This window comes from Rugosimonospora africana (assembly GCF_016862975.1).
Classification (GTDB): domain Bacteria; phylum Actinomycetota; class Actinomycetes; order Mycobacteriales; family Micromonosporaceae; genus Rugosimonospora; species Rugosimonospora africana.
Window position 1 is genome coordinate 36478 of the sequence record NZ_BONZ01000093.1, and the last position, 14147, is coordinate 50624.

General features: G+C 69.5%; 18 protein-coding genes. 7 read left to right on the forward strand and 11 right to left on the reverse strand.

The annotated features are described in order from the left end of the window. Positions 1 to 39: 39 nt before the first annotated feature. From Raf01_RS42160 to Raf01_RS42175, 4 genes are all read right to left on the reverse strand, one after another. Positions 40 to 804 carry a class I SAM-dependent methyltransferase gene (locus Raf01_RS42160; protein WP_203923744.1) on the reverse strand — a complete coding sequence of 255 codons (765 nt, stop codon included), beginning with the start codon at positions 802 to 804 and terminating at the stop codon, positions 40 to 42. After that, on the reverse strand, positions 801 to 1715 hold the full coding sequence (locus Raf01_RS42165) for a MerR family transcriptional regulator (RefSeq protein ID WP_203923745.1): 915 nt from the start codon (positions 1713 to 1715) through the stop codon (positions 801 to 803). Before Raf01_RS42165 ends, Raf01_RS42160 begins: the two co-directional genes overlap by 4 nt. 51 nt (positions 1716 to 1766) lie before the next feature. Continuing rightward, positions 1767 to 2474: a permease-like cell division protein FtsX gene (locus Raf01_RS42170; RefSeq protein ID WP_203923746.1), complete on the reverse strand. Its 708-nt coding sequence runs from the start codon at positions 2472 to 2474 to the stop codon at positions 1767 to 1769. A 68-nt stretch (positions 2475 to 2542) separates the two neighbouring features. Beyond that, positions 2543 to 3100, reverse strand: a complete 558-nt coding sequence (locus Raf01_RS42175; RefSeq protein WP_203923747.1) for a flavoprotein — start codon at positions 3098 to 3100, stop codon at positions 2543 to 2545. Positions 3101 to 3377: 277 nt separating this feature from the next. Between Raf01_RS42175 and Raf01_RS42180 the strand changes: the two genes are divergently transcribed. Continuing rightward, the gene (locus tag Raf01_RS42180; protein WP_239134398.1) at positions 3378 to 3863 is read left to right on the forward strand and encodes an NUDIX domain-containing protein; all 486 of its coding nucleotides are present in this window, start codon (positions 3378 to 3380) and stop codon (positions 3861 to 3863) included. A 13-nt stretch (positions 3864 to 3876) separates the two neighbouring features. On the opposite strand, the gene Raf01_RS51070 is transcribed toward Raf01_RS42180, so the two are convergent. Together Raf01_RS51070 and miaA are read right to left on the reverse strand one after the other, a co-directional pair. Continuing rightward, on the reverse strand, positions 3877 to 3984 hold the full coding sequence (locus tag Raf01_RS51070; RefSeq protein WP_373319747.1) for a pentapeptide repeat-containing protein: 108 nt from the start codon (positions 3982 to 3984) through the stop codon (positions 3877 to 3879). After that, entirely contained in the window at positions 3959 to 4951 is a 993-nt protein-coding gene (gene miaA, locus Raf01_RS42185) for a tRNA (adenosine(37)-N6)-dimethylallyltransferase MiaA (RefSeq protein ID WP_203923748.1), read from the reverse strand. Before miaA ends, Raf01_RS51070 begins: the two co-directional genes overlap by 26 nt. Before the next feature lie 86 nt (positions 4952 to 5037). Between miaA and Raf01_RS42190 the strand changes: the two genes are divergently transcribed. The 3 genes from Raf01_RS42190 to Raf01_RS42200 all read left to right on the forward strand — a co-directional run bounded on the left by Raf01_RS42190 (position 5038) and on the right by Raf01_RS42200 (position 6975). Continuing rightward, on the forward strand, positions 5038 to 5541 hold the full coding sequence (locus tag Raf01_RS42190) for a DinB family protein (RefSeq protein ID WP_203923749.1): 504 nt from the start codon (positions 5038 to 5040) through the stop codon (positions 5539 to 5541). Continuing rightward, on the forward strand, positions 5534 to 6484 hold the full coding sequence (locus Raf01_RS42195) for a sulfotransferase domain-containing protein (protein WP_203923750.1): 951 nt from the start codon (positions 5534 to 5536) through the stop codon (positions 6482 to 6484). The genes Raf01_RS42190 and Raf01_RS42195 overlap by 8 nt, the downstream gene beginning before the upstream one ends. 119 nt (positions 6485 to 6603) lie before the next feature. Next, positions 6604 to 6975, forward strand: a complete 372-nt coding sequence (locus Raf01_RS42200; protein ID WP_203923751.1) for a hypothetical protein — start codon at positions 6604 to 6606, stop codon at positions 6973 to 6975. Between the two features lie 77 nt (positions 6976 to 7052). Here Raf01_RS42200 and Raf01_RS42205 read toward each other — a convergent pair whose 3' ends face one another. Then, the gene (locus Raf01_RS42205) at positions 7053 to 7670 is read right to left on the reverse strand and encodes a hypothetical protein (protein WP_239134399.1); all 618 of its coding nucleotides are present in this window, start codon (positions 7668 to 7670) and stop codon (positions 7053 to 7055) included. Between the two features lie 890 nt (positions 7671 to 8560). Between Raf01_RS42205 and Raf01_RS42210 the strand changes: the two genes are divergently transcribed. Continuing rightward, the gene (locus Raf01_RS42210) at positions 8561 to 9232 is read left to right on the forward strand and encodes a DUF7144 family membrane protein (protein ID WP_203923752.1); all 672 of its coding nucleotides are present in this window, start codon (positions 8561 to 8563) and stop codon (positions 9230 to 9232) included. Between the two features lie 457 nt (positions 9233 to 9689). Then, positions 9690 to 10763, forward strand: a complete 1074-nt coding sequence (locus Raf01_RS42215) for a fatty acid desaturase family protein (RefSeq protein ID WP_203923753.1) — start codon at positions 9690 to 9692, stop codon at positions 10761 to 10763. A 109-nt stretch (positions 10764 to 10872) separates the two neighbouring features. Here Raf01_RS42215 and trxA read toward each other — a convergent pair whose 3' ends face one another. The 4 genes from trxA to Raf01_RS42235 all read right to left on the reverse strand — a co-directional run bounded on the left by trxA (position 10873) and on the right by Raf01_RS42235 (position 12417). Beyond that, positions 10873 to 11193 carry a thioredoxin gene (gene trxA, locus Raf01_RS42220; RefSeq protein WP_203923754.1) on the reverse strand — a complete coding sequence of 107 codons (321 nt, stop codon included), beginning with the start codon at positions 11191 to 11193 and terminating at the stop codon, positions 10873 to 10875. A 46-nt stretch (positions 11194 to 11239) separates the two neighbouring features. Next, complete coding sequence (locus tag Raf01_RS42225; RefSeq protein ID WP_203923755.1) at positions 11240 to 11599, reverse strand: MerR family transcriptional regulator; 360 nt, start codon at positions 11597 to 11599, stop codon at positions 11240 to 11242. Positions 11600 to 11703: 104 nt separating this feature from the next. Further along, positions 11704 to 11958: a Smr/MutS family protein gene (locus Raf01_RS42230; RefSeq protein WP_203923756.1), complete on the reverse strand. Its 255-nt coding sequence runs from the start codon at positions 11956 to 11958 to the stop codon at positions 11704 to 11706. An 18-nt stretch (positions 11959 to 11976) separates the two neighbouring features. Continuing rightward, positions 11977 to 12417 carry a MarR family winged helix-turn-helix transcriptional regulator gene (locus Raf01_RS42235; RefSeq protein WP_203923757.1) on the reverse strand — a complete coding sequence of 147 codons (441 nt, stop codon included), beginning with the start codon at positions 12415 to 12417 and terminating at the stop codon, positions 11977 to 11979. Positions 12418 to 12682: 265 nt separating this feature from the next. Here Raf01_RS42235 and Raf01_RS42240 point away from each other — a divergent pair, with 265 nt between their 5' ends. Then, the gene (locus Raf01_RS42240) at positions 12683 to 14029 is read left to right on the forward strand and encodes an ABC transporter ATP-binding protein (protein ID WP_239134400.1); all 1347 of its coding nucleotides are present in this window, start codon (positions 12683 to 12685) and stop codon (positions 14027 to 14029) included. The last annotated feature ends 118 nt before the right edge of the window (positions 14030 to 14147 follow it).

Consider the following 14147-nt stretch of genomic DNA (forward strand, 5'->3'; position numbering starts at 1 on the left):
CGGGGCGGTCACTCGTCACGATGGCAAGACAGCGAACCGTCACGGCCGCCCGACGAGTAGCCGCAACGACCCGACGAACTCGGGCTGGCCGCGAAGGTGCCCGAATCGCTCGTCCCAGGCGCCCCGGCTCAGGTCGGTGCGAAGCCGTTCCACGCAACGCTCGATGGCCGCGTCGTCGACGAAGCCCCATGCCGACTGGGCGGCGCGGACACGCGGATCGAGGAACCGTTCGGGGCGGGCGTAGTACGCCTCGGTGAACCCGTCGACACAGTCGATCGGAATCGGCACCTCGTGCACGTCGCAGCTGCCGCCGATGGCCGCGGCGATCGCGTCGATCGGTGGGTACCGGCGCCGTTCTGCCGCGACGAGCTCGGGAACGTACTCGGCCAGCCACAGCCGGTCCAGCGCGTCGCCGTCGAAGGTCAGCACGACGACCGGGCCACGAGCGACCCGGCGGAGCTCGGTGAGGCCGCGGCCGGCGTCGGCCCATTGGTGCACGGTGACCGTGGCCATCGCCGCGTCGAACGAACGGTCGTCGAAGGGTAGGTCCTCGGCGCGGGCGTCGATCGCCGGGACGGCCTGGGCCGGGCGCTGGGCGCGCATTCCGGCGGAGGGCTCGACGGCGACGACGTACCGGTCGATCGGCTCGTACGATCCCGCGCCGGCCCCCACATTCAGTACGGTGCGCGCGTCACCGAGCGCCGCGTGAATCATCGCGGCGATGCGCGGGTCGGGGCGCCGATGGACGGCGTAGCCGGCGCCCTTGGTGTCGTAGTCGAAGTCTCCGGCGAGGGCGCGGGTCATCGAGCGTTCCTTTCCTTCAGCCAGGCAAGGACTGCCTCGGCATGGTCGGCGGGGTTCGGGATCGACGTGAAGACGTGCTCGACAACGCCGTCGGCCACGATGAGGGTAAGCCGGCGGTAGAGCGTCATCCCGCCGGTGGTGAAGGTGGGCAGTCCGAGCGCGCGGGCGGCCGTCAGGCGCGGGTCGGCCAGCAGCGGATAGGTCAGCCGCAGTCGGTGAACCAGTTCCCGCTGGTACCCGCTGGACTGCGCGGACAGGCCGACGACCCGGGCGGCCCCGGCGTCGAGCAGGTCCCGGTGGTGGTCGCGGAACCCACACGTCTCCTCCGTACAGCCCCTGGCACCGGGGATCTCGGTGAACCCGTCGGGAAGATCGACGCCGGGCCGGCCGGTCAGCGGGTACACGAAGACGATGCTCAGGCCGCAACCCGAGTCTCCGAGGTCGACGGTGCCACCATCGGTGGCAGCGAACCTGAGCACCCCGACCCGGCGGCCGATCAGTTCCTCGGGGTCCCGATGCGGGATCGAGGCCACCGGGCCGCGGTCGTCGACGCCGATGCCCCGACCAGCCGCGGCGTCCAGCCGCGCCCGCAAACTGTCCCGTTGTGCCGCCAAGCGCGCGATGCGCTCGTCGAGGTCGACGATGCTGCGCCGGTAGGTCGCCAACGCCGCCGGGCACATGTCGCCCTCATCGTGGCCGTCGGCCAGACACTCCACGAACGGGCGGGCGTCCTCGACCCGCAAGCCCAGCGCCGTCAGTGTCTGGATCTGCTCGACGAGTTCGACCGCGATCGACGGATACTCACGGTAGCCGTTGTCGAGGCGTTGCGGCATCACCAGCCCCAGCGACTCGTAGTACCGCAACGCCCGAATCGTCGTACCGGTCCGGCGTGCCAGCTCACCCACCCGCATGACCGAAACGGTAAACCCGTACCCGAGGGTGCGGGTCAAGTCGCCTGAGCGTTACAGAGCCGACACCGGCACGGTGAATACGTCGTCGACCCCCGCGAGCCGGCCGAGCGTGATGCCCGGCGGGTCTCCGGCCGCGCTCTTCGTGAACGTGAACGAGAACCGGTACGACGGCCCCAGCGCGTCCCGGCGGAGCGCCTTCGCCAGGGCCGGCTGGCCTTTGCACGCCTCCTTGAGCCGGGCATATGCCGCGTCCGCTGACTCGAATCTGGCCGGCTTCGCCTGCCGTAGCGCGCGGATGGCCCGTTCGAGCGCGGTGCGTTGGTCGGCGGTGATGTCCGGACTGACCCGCACCACCACACCCTCGGTGGCCGGCACCTTGGTCAGCGTCAGGTCGACGGACATGTCCAGCACACCGGGCTTGCCGACGAACGTCGACTCGATGGCCTCGGCGAGCGAACCGTCGGTGATCGTTGCCTGGTACGACCCGGGCAGGCTGTCGGCATCCGTCTGCGCGACGAGGTCCGGGGCGTCCTTGAACTGCTGCTTGAACTTCTCGTACGCCTCCTCCTTGCTCTCGAAGCTGACGCCCTGGACGTCCGGCGTCGCGCGCAGCGCGTTGTTCAGCGCGGAGCGCTGATCGTCGGTCACGTCATCGCGCAGGAAGATGGAAAGCCGGGCTTTCTGATGCTCGGTCGACTGGGAACAGCCAGCCAGGCTCGCCAACAAAACCAGGGCAACGATCGGGAACGCTCGACGCATGCGGCAGATTTTAGGAGTACGGCGCGAGCCGGCGCCCCAGAATCAACCGGCGCTCGTGAGCCTCGCCATCAACCGGCGCTCGTGAGCCTCGCCAGCGGTGCGATCAGCCACGCCGGGTCGAAGCCCGCCACGACCCGGTCGCCGGTACCCGCGGCGACCGGTGTCGGCACCAGCCCACCGCTGACGACGTCGACCAGCAGCACACCGGCTCCGCGCAAGACGTTCAGGCTGCCCGCCCAGGCCGGATGCCGCCAAAGCCGGTCGTCCACCATCGGGACGGCCACCACCGGTACCCCCGTGCCCAACGCCTCGCACAGCACGTCGAGCGCGTACGAGTCGTTGACGCCGGTGGCCGCCTTGTTGATGGTGTTGAACGTCGCCGGGCACACCACCAGGGCGTCGGGTGTGCCGGGGTGTCCCGGTCGCGACGGTGGATGGAAGCCCAGCCGGGGCGGCTCGCCGGTCTGCCGCGCGATCGCCTCCGGGTCGAGCCATGCGGCGGATGCCGGCGTACCCACCACCGATACCCGCCAACCCTTGCCGGACAACGCGCCGACCAACTCGGGCGTACGGGAGGCCAGCGGCGCACCGCAGACGACGAGCGTGACCAGACCATCGGAAATCAACGAGTCACCGGACATCAGCGGTCGGCCCGGCGCCCCGGAACGAGCGGCACGCCGCGCAACTCCTGTCGACACAGCACCTGACTCCCGCAACATCACGTTGTAACCGGACGCATCCGCAGCGTACCGTCCGGCGTCACGCATCGAAGTCCGCCATGCCGATCGACCCGCTCCGATCGCCGGCCACCGCGTCCAGCGCGTACCCCGCCCTACCTGGTGCCGGACGGCTCCGCGCGCGAGGAGCCCGCCCGAGTGCGCCGGGCCGCCGTACGCTTCGAGTGTGATCCCAGACGAGCTGCCGCCCATGGCCCAGCCACGCGTCGCCGCGAGCGCCCTGATCCTCGACGCCGCCGGTCGGGTGTTGATGCTCCGGCCGACGTACAAGAAACACTGGGACATCCCCGGCGGGTACGTCGAGCCGGGCGAGTCGCCGTACGCGGCGTGCGTGCGGGAGATCGGCGAGGAGCTGGGCATCACCCCGCACATCGGGCCGATGCTCGTCATCGACTGGGCGCCGGCCGAGTACGAGGGCGACAAGATCATCTACGTCTTCGACGGCGGGAGCCTCAGCGACGACGACTTGCGCCGGATCGCGGTGGAAAATGGCGAGATCACCGAACTCCGGTACGCCGACGCCATCGGCCTGGACGACCTCGCCTCCCCCAGGCTCGCCAGCCGGATACGCATGGCGATCGACGCGAAGCGGGGCGGTCGCATGATCTACGCGGAGCACGGCGAGGAGGTACCGGCCGGGCAGCGTCTCTGAGGCCCGCGCGTCTCTAAGACGCCGCGCCGCGCCGAGGTGCCGCTCTGAGGTCAGCGCCTCCGAGGTCAGCGCCTCTGAAGTCAGCGCCGCCGAAGTCAGCGGCTCTGGGGTGAGTCCCGATCCAGGAATGCGGCCACCCGCTCGGTCGCCTCGGCGACGTAGTCGCCGGAGGTATCAAGCCAGACAATCGCACTCTGTTTGGTGAACCAGGACATCTGCCTGCGGGAAAACCGGTAGATCGCCCGGCTGAGATTCTCGAAGAATTCGCTCTCGTCCTGGTAGCCACCGAGGATGAGCTTCGCCAGGTGCCGGTATTCCAGACCCAATGACTCCATGATTTCCGGAGTCACTCCGCGATCCATCAGCCGTCGCGCCTCGTCGACCATTCCCTCGTCGAGGCGGAGTGCCAACCGCTTTTCGATCCGTTCCCGCAATACGTCCGGCGGCCAGGTGAGACCGAGTTGAAGGAACTCGAAGCGGGGCTCGTTGCGGATTTCCTCCGGGTACGATCCCCGGTGTTCAATGATCTCGATGGCCCGGATGATCCGGCGCTTGTTCCGGGGATCGAACCGCCCGGCGACCGGGGCGTCGTACCCGGCCAGCGTCGACCACAGCTCGGCCGGCTCCATGGCCTCCAGCTGCCGCCGCCGCTCATAGTCGGGGGGAGCGGCCTCGAACCGGTAGCCCTCGACGATCGCGCGCACGTAGAGCCCGGTGCCGCCGACCATGAACGGAGGCCGGTGCCGCACGACGATGTCATCGATCGCGCGGTACGCCATCTCCTGGTATTCGGCGAGGGAGAAGAATTGTTCGGAGACGTCGGCCACGTCGATCAGGTGATGCGGCACGCCGCTCATCTCGTCGGCGCTCAACTTGCCGGTACCGATATCCAGACCGCGGTAGATCTGACGCGAATCCGCCGAGACGATCTCGCCGTCGAAAGTCTTGGCGAGGGTCACTCCCAGGCTGCTTTTGCCGGAGGCGTTCGTACCCATAATGGCAACCGCCTTTGGCTTTCCCAAGGGTTCCCCTATCGCATTTGACCGGATGCTGCGACCGCCGATTATACGCCAGACCGGGTGGCGCAATTCCGCGCATTGAGAGCGGCACCGCGTCCGTTTGGCCAACGGTAATTCGGGCGACAGCCGCAGGCGGCCTCCGGAAGGATCCCACCATGGTCAGAACCGACACGCCCGCAGCCTGGGACGAACGAAGTACGTTGACCGCCATGCTCGACTACGCCCGCGCCACGGCACGGGCGAAGTGCGAGGGCCTGTCTGACGAGGCGGCGCGGCAGAAGCACCTGCCGACCTCGCCGCTGATGACCGTCCCCGGGCTGGTGAGCCACCTCAAATGGGTTGAGTACTACTGGTTCGAGGTAGTGCTCCTCGGCCGCGAGGACGCCGGCCCGTGGACCGAGGAGGATCCGGATCGGGAGATGCGCATCGCTCTCGACGTCCCGCTGGCCACCCTCCTCGACGAATACGACGCGCAGGCCGAGCGGTACCGGCAACTCGTCGCCGGCATGGACCTGGACACCCGGTGTCAGCGGTCGATGAGTGACGGCCAGTTCCCGACGCTGCGGTTCGTGCTGCTGCACCTCATCGAGGAGACCGCGCGCCACAACGGCCACCTCGACATCCTCCGCGAGCTGACGGACGGAGTGACCGGTGCCTGAACCTAAGCCGAGCGCCGACGCGCCCATCCGGTACCGCTCCGACGACGAGGACAGCGCCCGCTGGATCGGATTCCCGTTCCGGCAGGGCGACATCGTCATCGGTACCCGGTCGAAGAGCGGGACGACCTGGATGCAGATGATCTGTGCGCTGCTGGTGTTCCAGGATCCGGTGCTCCCCGAGCCGCTGTCCGCGCTCTCCCCGTGGCTGGACTGGCTGATCACGCCGCGCGAGGAGGTGTTCGCCCGCCTCGCCGCACAGGAACACCGCCGGATCGTCAAGACGCACACCCCGCTGGACGGGATACCGCTGGACCCTCGCGCGACCTACATCGTGGTCGCCAGGCACCCACTGGACATGGCCGTCTCGCTGTACCACCAGAGCGACAACCTCAATCATGCCAGGATCCGCGAGCTGAGCGGGCAACCCGAGCCGGAGCCGGGCAAGACCCCGGCCGCGCCGCCCCGCCCGAAGCGCGACTCGCTGCTGCGCTGGATCGCCCGGGAGCCGGAGCCGGCCGATGATCTGGACTCCCTGCCCGGGGTGCTGTGGCACCTCTCCGATGCCTGGAAGCGCCGTGACCAGCCAAACGTCGTCCTCGTGCACTACGACGACCTCCTCGCCGACCTGGACGGCGAGATGCGCCGCCTCGCGGACCGGCTCGGCATCGCGGTACCCGACGAGGTCTGGCCCCGGCTCGTGGAAGCGGCCACGTTCGATCGGATGCGATCGAACCCGGGGAACTACGTCCCCGACCCGTCCGGGGTACTGAAGGACCAGGCGGCCTTCTTCCGCCGCGGCACCTCGGGGGCCGGCCGCGAGTTGCTGACCGCCGAGGAGTTGGCCGACTACCGCGCCCGTACCCGGCGGATGGCCGCACCGGACCTGCTCGCCTGGCTGCACCGTGAGGATTCGCCGGGCGGAGACGCCCCGAAGAGCGGGTGACCGGCCGAGCGACAACGCCTCACGGAGCCGCTGGCGGGTAGCGGCGGAAATCGGGACGGATCATGGTCGAGGGGGCGAAACCGCCCCCGCAATCGTTCGAACACATGTACGATAGACCTATGACGCCACTCGATCTTGCCGACCTGACTCCGTCCCAGCTCGATGCCGACATCCGGGCCGCCGCGGCCGAGGTTTTCGCCCGCGTCCAGGCGTGGCACGACTCGCCCGCGTGGTGCGGCGGGCAGGACGACCGCCGGGGCTATGCCGACGTGGTGCTGGCGATCATCGATATCGACGAGGTACCCGAACCCGTCGACTACGCCGGCCTCTGGCGGCTGACCCGAGCGGTCGCACCGATCCTCAACCACTCGTGGCCGGACGATCCCGGTCCGGCCCGGGATCTCGCCACGGCGGTCGAGGCGCTGCGCCGCACGACTGTGACCCGGCTGCGCGAGGCGGAACAGGCCCGTCGCCGGGGTGGGCGCCGCTGACCACGGCCATCGGTGATCGCGGCCAACGGTGATCGCGGCCAGCCGTAATCATGGCCAGCGGGCGGCCGCGGCACCCGTCACGGCGCCGCGGCCGCCCGCAACGGGCCAGAGGACGGCTGCGCACCGAGCCCGGACGGGTCCACGCTCCACATGCCGGCCAGCCGCATCACGTCGTCCTCGGAGACCAGGATGTCGGTCTCGGTCCCGGCGTCCGGCTCGTGAGCGATGCCCATGGCGGTCTCGGCGGCATCCGGCTCGCCCCGCCACTGCACGACCTCGCCGCTCTCCCCCACGTACCCGAACGCCCGCACCAGCCGCCCATCGACCGCGCGTTCCCAGCGGTGCGCCTCCCCGACCCGGTACGTGGCGAAGAACTGCACCTCGGTGCCCAGGGTGGCGGACAGCTCGGTGACGTCCACGGCGGCACCGGGGTCGAGCAGCCCGCGGCCGAACAGCCAGCGGCCGGTCACCAGCAGCCACCGGGAGTTGCCGGCACCGGGCAGCGGCGGGGTCAGCACAACCCGGTCGTCGGTCAGGTAGGCCAGGTCGATCCCGTCCCGCCAGGACACCGGGCCCAGGTCACGCAGGCCCAGGGCGTCCGTCACGGCCTCCGGCCGCCCGTCGCGGATCGCCAGCCACGCCTGCTTGTACCCGAACCCGACCATGCTCTCGCCGTTCACGCTCTCGCCATCCACGCCCCGTACGTTACCGAGCCACGCGCCGCCGTCCCGGACAACGACAAGATCACTGGTACCCGCGCCGGCCGGGTGATCAACCCGATCACGGACCGTCCACTGAGGACGAGCCGCACCGGTACCCCACGACTCTGTCCACAAGGGACTCGCCCTGCGGGCCGCGCTGGTTCCCTTGCCCGGCAATGCGACCACACCGACGACGGCGCGACCATATCGAGGGAGGCACGACCACGCCGGCGGCGGCGCGACCATACCGGCAGCGCCGAGCCGGAACGCCGGGCCCCAGCCGACAGTGGCGGCGCCGACCGCACCCAATGCCGTGGCCCCACAGCGCCCATCCCGTACTCAGTGCCGCACCCGGCGCTACCGTTCGGCCCGGCGCGCTGGGACCGACCCATCGGGCAGTAAATCCGGTGCCGCCGATCGGCGAGACGCCCTGGCGCACCGGTACCGGGGAAGCGGCGTCTCCCGGGGCGGAATGGCCGCCCGCGTTTCCGGCCGCACTGGGCGCGTTCGCCCCCGGAGAGTGGCCAGGGCCGGACTGTGCGCCCGGGTGCCCGAATCCGTTCCGGTGCCGCATTCGCGCGGCCGGGCGACCCGGAACCTGACCTCTGGCCGAAAGCCCCATCGGCCCTCAGTGAGCACGGGATGACCCAAGGGGCGCGATCCCGTCACCGGTTTTGCCGGTACCTCAAACGAACAGAACGAGGCCCATACCGGCGCTCGAATTTTGGGCGCTTTTCTGCGGATCCGTCACCCGACTATTGCCTTGCCTCGCCGGATGGAGGGCGACCCCGAGAAAGTTGGCAACTCGAAAGCCACACCCCGAATCGCAGCCGTAATGTCGGGTAAGTGGAGATTGTTCTTGAAAGAAATTCGGGAGGAAAACCATGAGCCACATCAGCGGCACCGCCCGCACCGCCAGGGCTGGCGGTGGGATGATTTTCGCGTCGGCGATGCTGATGGTCGCCGGCGTCTTCCAGGTTCTAATGGGCATCGTGGCCCTGGCTGACCCCAACTTCTTCCGGGGCGCCAGCACCGCGTACACCTACCGGTACAGCATCCACTCCTGGGGCATCGTGCACGTAGTTGCCGGTGGCGTGATGCTGCTGACGGCCATATCGCTGCTCAGTGGTTCGCGCTGGTCCCGCGGTGTCGCCGTGGCCATCGCCGCGCTGGCCGCGATCGAGAACTTCTTCTTCATCCCTTATTATCCGATTTGGACGCTGCTGATCATCGCGATCAACGTGTTCATCATCTGGACCCTGGCCAACACGCCCGCGCAGGAACGCATGGGTACCGGGCCGCGCATGATGGACGCTGGCGCCATGGCCAGTGGGGACCGGTGGGCCATGACCAACCGGGCCGGCTACAACACCATGGAGCAGACCGGCCAGCGCGCGTCTGACGTGTCCGGGCAGATGCGGGGCGACATGTCCAACCAGATGCCGATGCGCGGCGCCGACATGTCCGGCGAGATGCACGGCGACTCGGGTGGCCAGATGCACGGCGACGGCCAGCGTGAACAGCAGCCGAGCACCGGGCGCAAGCCTGGCACCTGACGAAGCGGCCAGCGGCGCGACGCAGCGTCACGTCGCTGGCCATCAACCGAGGCGGGGCGGGATTCGCGGAAACGCGACCCGGCCCCGCTTCGGTTTTCCGGCCGAGGCCGCAAGGCCGGCCCAGGACGCAAGGCCGGCCCAGGACGCAAGACCGGCCCAGGACGCAAGACCGGCCCAGGACGCAAGACCGGCCCAGGACGCAAGACCGGCCGAGGCCGTGGCCCGCCGCAAGGCCGGCCCAGGCCGTGGCCCGCCGCAGGACCGGCCGAGCTCGCATGAAATTGAAGGGCACGATTGGCTCTAGCCCTTCCTCAATCGACGACCGCGGTCTCTCGCATTGGTCGCGATGGGCGGCGTGGGGACGCAGGACCCCGCACGGACCGGGGGGTAAACCCCACCGTGAGCTTGGGGGCTGGCCGGCTTACCGCGGGCTGCCGTCGCGGACAGAGTCGAAGGCATGACCTCGACGACCCTGACCCGCGCCAATTCCGAGACCGTAACAGGCAATCGCAGCGACCCCGCCAGCCGCGACTCGGCCAGCCGCGACTCCGCCGGCAGCGACTTCGCCGCGCTGTCCCGGCGAATCGTCGCGGCCGGCCTGCTGAAACGACGACCCCGGTACTACGTGATGCGGTTCCTGCTCACCGACGCGGCGTTCGCCGGCGGCTGGGCGCTCTTCGCCTGGGTCGGCGACTCGTGGGCTCAGCTTCTCGTCGCCGCCCTGCTCGCCGTCGCGTTCACTCAGGTGGCGTTCCTCGGCCACGACGCGGGGCACCGTCAGGTGTCGGGCAGCCGGCGGTTCAGCGAGGTCCTCGGCCTGCTGCACGGCAACCTGGGCGTCGGCCTGAGCTACGGCTGGTGGATGGACAAGCACACCCGGCACCACGCCAATCCCAACCACGAGGAGCGCGATCCCGACGTGGGCGCGGGCGCCATCGTGTGGACCGGAAAGCAGGCCCGGTCGCGGCGGGGTCTGGGGGCGTTCCTGGCCCGGCGGCAGGCGTACCTGTTCTTCCCGTTGCTGCTGCTCGAAGGGCTGAACCTGCACGTGTCGAGCGTCCGGTCGCTGCGCGGCCTGGGACGCCACCGCCGGGTGGAGGCGGTGCTGCTCGCCGCGCACCTGATCGGGTACACGACCGCTGTCCTGCTGGTGCTCTCACCGCTGCGGGCGCTGGCGTTCATCGCCGTACAGCAGGGGTTGTTCGGGCTGTACATGGGTTGCGCGTTCGCACCGAATCACAAGGGGATGCCGGTGCTGACCGCCGCCGACCGGCTGGACTTCCTGCGCCGTCAGGTGCTCACCTCGCGCAACGTGCGCGGCACGGCGGCCGACCTGCTGCTCGGCGGGCTCAACTACCAGATCGAGCACCACCTGTTCCCGAGCATGCCGCGGCCCAACCTGCGCCGAGCTCAGCCGCTGGTTCGCGACTACTGCGTACAGCACGGCATCGAGTACCGGGACGCCACCCTCATCCAGTCGTACCGGCAGGTCCTGCGGCACCTGGACGGCGTCGGGGCGCCGATGCGCTGAACGTCCTCACCGGCGGAAGCGTGCGCACACACAGAAACGCGCGGTACCGGACGGACCGGTACCGCGCGTTCGGCTGCCGTTATCCGAGCGCTCCTTAACCGAGCGCTCCTTAACCGAGCGCGTCGTCCAGCTGCGCGCGGAACTTGGACTTCGGGTGCGCGCCCATCACCTGCGAGACCGGCTCACCGTTACGGAAGACGATCAGCGTGGGCATCGCCATGATGTTGTACTTACGCGCCGTCTCCGGGTTGTTGTCCGCGTCCAGCTTGACGATGCGTGCCCGGCCCTCGTACTCGGTGGCCAGCTCGTCCAGTACAGGTGCGATCCGGTGGCACGGCCCGCACCACTCGGCCCAGAAGTCCACCAGTACCGGGACGTCGCTGCCGAGAACCTCGTCGGCGAAGGTGGCGTCGGTGACGCTCGCGGTCATGTTGTTCCTTTCCGTTACTTACGGCCTTCTGTTGCACCCGGCTGGCTCAGCCGGCCTGCGTGATCGCCTCCGCCAGCTCACCCCGCAGGCGGTCACGGACCGCCTCCAGGCGGCTGATGCAGCCGTTCAGCTCGGCGAGCTTGTGCCGGTACACGGCGATGGATCCCGGACACACCGAGCCGGTGTCGTTGCCGGCACGCAGGCAGTCCACGAACGGCCGGGTCTCCTCCAGAGCGAACCCGATGTCGAGCAGCGAGCGGATCTCCCGTACCAACCGGAGGTCGCTCTCGTCATACTCGCGGTACCCGTTCGCCCCGCGCCGCGCTTCGATCAGCCCGTGGGCCTCGTAGTAGCGCAGCGACCTGGCGCTCGTACCGGCCCGCTCGGCCAGCTCCCCGATCCGCATGCTCCAACGGTAAACCTTGACACCGGTGTCAGGGCCAGCGCCGCGCGTAATGGTCGGCACACCGGAACGGATCACCCCATCCAGATCGAATGGGGAATTCGCCGCTACTTATGCCGAAAATGGACGAACAACCGTCCCCAATTCTGCGAGTCCTTCTCCACCCGGTGGTAGAGCTGCCGGATCTCCTTCTGATCCAGAAATCGCAGCACGCGCTTCTTGAGCTGGCCGGACCCCTTGCCGGGAATGATCTCCACCAGCGTCGCCTTCTTCGCGATCGCCTCATCGATGATGCCGCGCAGGGCCCGGTCGATGTCCTGGCCGCGATTGAAGATGTCGTGGAGGTCCAACTTCAGCTTCACAACCCCGACGGTACGCGGTCAGTCGTCCGGTCCGCCCGCCGCCAGCACTTTGCCCAGCGCCCGCGCGACAGTCTCGGCCTCCCGGATCGACAGGTTCGCGGTGAACCCGCGCTCCACGGCGGCCAGGTAGCTCGGTCTCGCCTGGCGCAGCCGGCGGCGCCCCTGCGTGGTGACGACCGCGTATGCCGACCGGCCGTCTGCCGGGTTGGACTCCTTCGTGACCAGGCCCGCGTCCACCAGCTCGTCGACCACCCTGCTGACCCTGCTGCGACTGACCATGGCGACGTCGCCCAGGTCACCCATCGTCAACCGGCGATGTGGCGCCTCGTCGAGTTCGGCCAGCACGTCATACCACGTCAACGGCAGCCCGTGCGTCCGTTGCAGCTCCCGGTCCAGAGCCGGCACGAGCGTCGCGTGTACCCGCATCAGCGCGGCCCAGGCCGCGGTTGGATCGGTCATCCGGGCACGGTAGCACCGTGGTCGATGTCTCTGTGTGCGTCAGCACGCACCCGGGACGCCCGCGCGAGCGTCGGCACCCGGCATTGCCGCCCCCCTTTCCGGTGAGCGATGCACGTGAATTCTCACGTGAAATCGCCGGCGGATTAGCTCCCGCGAAATACGTTACGCATAACAACAGTTACCCTTCGCGTTCCCGAAAATGTCGATTGATCACGTGCGGGTATCGATGCTTGCGTCATGTCGGCGGCGGGAGTCAGATAGACGAATGGTGGCCGCGATCGCCCTGTCCGGCGTAACGAAGGTGTACGCCGACGGGACGGTCGCCGTGGACGGGGTGGACCTCGAAGTCGCCGAGGGCGAATTCGTCACCCTGCTGGGTCCGACCGGCTGCGGCAAGAGCACCATCCTGCGCATCGTCGCGGGTCTGGAGACGGCCACCTCCGGCGAGGTGTGGCTCGGCGGCCGCCCGGTCGACGAGGCGGGCGCCCGCGATCGCCGGGTATCCATGGTCTTCCAGGACTTCGCGCTGTACCCGCACCTCACCGCCGGGCAGAACATCGCCTTCCCGCTGCACACCGAGCACGTCGACGACGCCACCATCGCCACCCAGGTCGCCGAGGTCGCCCGGCTGGTCGGGGTGGAGGAACTGTTGCACCGCAAGCCGATCCAGCTCTCCGGCGGCCAGCGGCAGCGGGTCGCCATGGCGCGGGCCATCGTGCGCAAGCCGGGCGCCCTGCTGCTGGACGAGCCACTGTCCAATGTGGACGCCGCAGTCCGGGCCGACCTGCGCGCCGAGATCTCGTCGATCACCCGGACGCTGCACGTCGGCACGCTCTACGTGACGCACGACCAGACCGAGGCGATGACGATGGCGGACCGCATCGCGGTCATGCGTCGCGGCCGCATCGAGCAGATCGGCTCGCCCAGCCAGGTCTACAGCGACCCGCAACGGCTGTTCGTCGCGGCCTTCCTCGGCACCCCGCGCACCAGCTTGCTGCAGGCGGCGGTCTACGTCCGCACCGGCGAGGAGGCGATCCTCGACCTGGGCGAACAGGTGATCTCGACACCCTGGTCCGATCCACGGGCCGGCGCGCTCGCCGCGTACCACACGGCCCGCATCACCGTCGGCATGCGCCCGGACGCGCTGACCGTCGTGCCGCCGTCCACCCCGGGTGCCCTGCACGGCCGGGTCCAGCACGTCGAGCACCTGGGCAACGAGGCGATCGCGGTGGTGGACGTCGGCGGGGTGCCGACCGCGGCCGCGTTGAGCCAACTCGAACTGCCCGACGCGCCGGGGCTGCTGGCGGAGACGCTCGCCGAGGAACCGGCGCAGTCACACGGCGTCGATGCGCTGCGCGGCACCCTTGCCCGGCTGAGGCCGCATCCGCACCCCGGGCCGGTACCGGCGACGGCACGCACCCGGTACGGGTTCTACCCGGTCTACGAACGGGACGAGCGCAGCCCGTCGTCGCTGGGCGGCACGGTGTCGGCGCGGTTCCCCCTGCCGGTGCCGGCGCCCCGGCCGGGCGACGCGCTGGCGCTCGCGGTCGACCTGAACCAGGTGTTCCTCTTCGACCACCAGGGCGACCGCATCCGCCTCCCGAACCGCTGACCGCCGGCAACCGCCCGGTCGCGCGCAACCAACGGGGCCGCGCGCAACCTTGAGCGGAACCGGTTCGTTGGTGCATGCGGGCGGACCGGGGCGGCGAACTGACCGCTGTCGGGCCGTG